5 protein-coding genes and 2 pseudogenes are annotated in these 2,449 nt (G+C 64.1%); 5 read left to right on the forward strand and 2 right to left on the reverse strand.

What is annotated here, in order from left to right; translation table 11 throughout:
* Positions 1–130: pseudogene (locus tag AC1DRP_RS36205) on the reverse strand (co-chaperone GroES); the annotation flags it as partial.
* 312 nt (positions 131–442) lie between these two features.
* On the opposite strand from AC1DRP_RS36205, the gene AC1DRP_RS36210 reads away from it, so the two are divergent.
* The 3 genes from AC1DRP_RS36210 to AC1DRP_RS36220 are packed head-to-tail and all read left to right on the forward strand — an operon-like array spanning position 443 to position 1,379.
* Complete coding sequence (locus AC1DRP_RS36210; protein ID WP_476771099.1) at positions 443–928, forward strand: hypothetical protein; 486 nt, start codon at positions 443–445, stop codon at positions 926–928.
* Positions 925–1,209 carry a hypothetical protein gene (locus AC1DRP_RS36215; RefSeq protein WP_441509198.1) on the forward strand — a complete coding sequence of 95 codons (285 nt, stop codon included), beginning with the start codon at positions 925–927 and terminating at the stop codon, positions 1,207–1,209. The genes AC1DRP_RS36210 and AC1DRP_RS36215 overlap by 4 nt, the downstream gene beginning before the upstream one ends.
* Positions 1,206–1,379 carry a hypothetical protein gene (locus AC1DRP_RS36220; RefSeq protein ID WP_441509199.1) on the forward strand — a complete coding sequence of 58 codons (174 nt, stop codon included), beginning with the start codon at positions 1,206–1,208 and terminating at the stop codon, positions 1,377–1,379. The genes AC1DRP_RS36215 and AC1DRP_RS36220 overlap by 4 nt, the downstream gene beginning before the upstream one ends.
* A gap of 47 nt (positions 1,380–1,426) precedes the next feature.
* Here AC1DRP_RS36220 and AC1DRP_RS36225 read toward each other — a convergent pair whose 3' ends face one another.
* Positions 1,427–1,621, reverse strand: coding sequence for an ABC transporter substrate binding protein (locus AC1DRP_RS36225; RefSeq protein ID WP_441509200.1), 195 nt, complete (start codon positions 1,619–1,621; stop codon positions 1,427–1,429).
* A gap of 21 nt (positions 1,622–1,642) precedes the next feature.
* Between AC1DRP_RS36225 and AC1DRP_RS36230 the strand changes: the two genes are divergently transcribed.
* Together AC1DRP_RS36230 and AC1DRP_RS36235 are read left to right on the forward strand one after the other, a co-directional pair.
* Positions 1,643–1,858 carry a hypothetical protein gene (locus tag AC1DRP_RS36230; RefSeq protein ID WP_476771100.1) on the forward strand — a complete coding sequence of 72 codons (216 nt, stop codon included), beginning with the start codon at positions 1,643–1,645 and terminating at the stop codon, positions 1,856–1,858.
* Positions 1,859–2,004: 146 nt separating this feature from the next.
* Positions 2,005–2,449, forward strand: a pseudogene (locus tag AC1DRP_RS36235) (IS6 family transposase); the annotation flags it as partial.

A 2,449-nucleotide genomic window follows, 5' to 3' on the forward strand; every position in this document is an offset into this window, starting at 1 on the left:
CGACGGCGACGACTTCACCCTCTTGGGGCTTTTCCTTGGCGGTTTCGGGGATGATGATGCCACCCTTGGTCTTCTCTTCGCCATCAAGGCGACGGACCACGACGCGGTCATGCAGCGGACGGAACTTCATGGTTCTGTCTTCCTCTAAGGTAGAAACGGAACGCGCGGCCTGCGTGAAAACACAACCGGCATCTGTTAGCAGTCTCKGGTGTCGAGTGCTAACGGATGCCGCGGAGATAGGCGCGCGCCCCTGCGAGAGTCAAGAAGTCATCCTGTCCTGTGGTCGATCCCGATGACGGGCTGCAGTTGGCGACATCAACGTACCGTAAGAGATCGCCGCGCTGTTCGGTCTCGCCAGCCTGCGCGACCTGCCCGATCTCGAAAAGCTCGAGGAAGGGCCGATGCAGTGCCGTGGCCACGACAATTTGCCGTGATCGGCCACTTGCAGGACGACATCCTGTCGTTATGTTGGGTCCCTCGACGGACGAATCCGTGCGCCAGACAAGGAACGACCATGACGCTTGCTGAATTCATCGCCAGCCGCGAGGAATCCGCTGACGTCGGCGCAGTCATCGGCGACGACCTGGTCGAGGGGATGCCGGGATATACCTATCTCGGCTCGCTCTATATCGAGCGCCTGCCTAGCGGCGTCTTCAATCTGCGCATCGGGACCGGCGAACACCGGTCCGCCGACATCGCCGAACTGGAATCGAAGCTGTTCGACGCCGCCGTCTCGGAAGGCTTGATTGCCGAGACCGGGGACGAGCGCCGGACCCGCCTCGCCGCCGCCTATGTCGAGCGCATCGGATACGACCCGTTCGAGGACGATCCGACGATCAGCGCCGACGAGGTCGAGCAGGCGCTCCGGGATCATGCGCTTGAAATCGCCAAGGCCGACGCCGAAGCGTCGAAGGCAGGCACGTCATGAACGTCGACGTCATCACCACCCGCGCCAACAGCGCGCTCCGCAAACTCGACGTCGCGCTCTGGACCAAGTTCGTCCGGGCGGAGGACGAGAGCATCGACGATGCTTACGAGATTTTCTGCGGCGTCCGCGACACCGGCTGGTCGGTCCAGTGCGGGCATCACTGCGCCACCATCAATCGCTGGATCGAACGGGAGGAGACCATGCAGTCGTGGGACTATCCCTCCGTCGAGACGGCGTTCGCACTGCTGCCGGAACTGCTGCAGCGGGAGGGCTGGCGATGACCGCCGACGAATACCGGGACGCGCTCAAGCGGCTTGGCTTGAACCAGCACAGCGTCGCGCCGCTGCTCGGCATCACGACACGGACCAGCCAGCGCTACGCCGCCAAGGGCGCGCCCGCCACGGTGCGTCTGCTGCTGGCCTATCTCGAACGATACGGGACGCTCAAGTAGAAGGCGCCGAAGGTGTCTCCTGGCCGGTTCGCGCCCAATAGCCGACATCATTCAATGACCTCCGTTGCCTGTGCGAGGAGCGTGGTTGACACCGTAAGGCCCAGCGCTTTCGCCGTCTTGAGCTTGTTGACGAGATCGAACTTGGTCGGCCGCAACACTGGCAAGTCGGCTGGCTTCTCGCCCCTGAGAATTCGGCCGACATAGATGCCGACTTGGCGAAGCGCACTTGATCCGAGCCTCACGATCCGGTAGTTGCGGCGGTCTTGCGCGCCCTCTTGGGTCTTGCGGGCGGTTCCACCACTGGCTCCCCAACAGCTTTCGCCAGTGGCGCGCGCTTCGCCTGGATGCTCTCCGGCGCGGCCACGACCGCGGTCGGTGCGCTTGCCTTGACGCGCGAGGCGCGTTTTGGCTTTTCTGCGACCGTGGTCGCAGCCTCGACAATGGGTTCAGGCGCAGACGCGGCGGCCTTGCGCGACTGACCAAGGCCGGACGCCTTCGCCAGGGCCGATCGGGATTCCGCATAGCTCGGCGCGACCATCGGGTAGTCCGCCGGAAGGTTCCATTTATCCGGCGGGCGTTGTCACGTTAACTCCGGCATGGCGGCAAGCGGTGTAGGTGGGCGTGCATGACCCTGCCGRCCATCAGCTACAAGCGCCATCGGTTCCCACCGGCGATCATCKCCCATGCGGTGTGGCTGTATTTCCGCTTTCCCCTGAGCCTTCGCCTGGTGGAGGAGATGCTTCTGGAGCGCGGCATCSCCGTCTCCTACGAGACGGTGCGGCGCTGGGCCTTGAAGTTCGGGCGGGATTACGCCCACCGCCTGAAGCGCAAGAGGCCGAGCCGCCGCGACCTTTGGCATCTCGACGAGATCGCGTCGTCACCATCGCCGGAAAGAAGCATTGGCTCTGGCGGGCGGTCGATCAGGACGGCTATACCCTAGATGAGATCGTGCAGACCCGGCGTGACACCAAGGCAGCGCGGCGGTTGCTGAGGCGTCTTTTGAAGAAGCAGAGCTGTGCGCCCCGGCGGATGATCACCGACAAGCTCGGCTCCTATGCCGCCGCCCGGCG

The organism is Allobosea sp. 01N443 (assembly GCF_056399325.1).

What these genes read in the sequence shown, in the direction of transcription:
- AC1DRP_RS36215 (WP_441509198.1), top strand. Translation starts at nt 925, where the DNA reads ATGAACGTCGACGTCATCACCACCCGCGCCAACAGCGCGCTCCGCAAA.
- AC1DRP_RS36220 (WP_441509199.1), top strand. Translation starts at nt 1,206, where the DNA reads ATGACCGCCGACGAATACCGGGACGCGCTCAAGCGGCTTGGCTTGAAC.